Below are 303 nucleotides of genomic sequence, written 5' to 3'. Positions count from 1 at the left end.
GGCTGGCGAGTGCCGGCTCCGCGATCCTCCGGACAAACGATGTCGAATCCAGAAAAAAGCCCAACGCCCGAGCAACGCGCTGCCAACCGTCGCCTGGGGTTGATCCTCGGCACGATCGCGCTGGTTTTCTTTCTGGGTGTGATTTTCAAGCGCGTGGTGTTCGGCGGCTAGCCGGGCAAGCGACGCGCTGGTCGCTGAACCGAGATTTCGCGAGACCCCTATGAGCCAGACACCGGCGCAGCCGGACCCGACCCAAAACGACAAAGCTCTCGAGCGCGGCCTGAACCGTTCCATGCTCGGCAA

The 303-nt window shown here is 63.0% G+C and carries 1 protein-coding gene; it reads left to right on the top strand.

The window, feature by feature from the left end:
• The first annotated feature begins 39 nt into the window (after positions 1–39).
• Positions 40–171: a cytochrome oxidase small assembly protein gene (locus HX774_RS19885; RefSeq protein WP_009277177.1), complete on the top strand. Its 132-nt coding sequence runs from the start codon at positions 40–42 to the stop codon at positions 169–171.
• Positions 172–303: the final 132 nt, after the last annotated feature.

Source organism: Brevundimonas sp. P7753, from assembly GCF_013386595.1.
GTDB lineage: Bacteria > Pseudomonadota > Alphaproteobacteria > Caulobacterales > Caulobacteraceae > Brevundimonas > Brevundimonas bullata.
The sequence above is the reverse complement of the archived record's forward strand: the minus strand, read 5'-3'. Positions and strand labels throughout refer to the sequence as shown.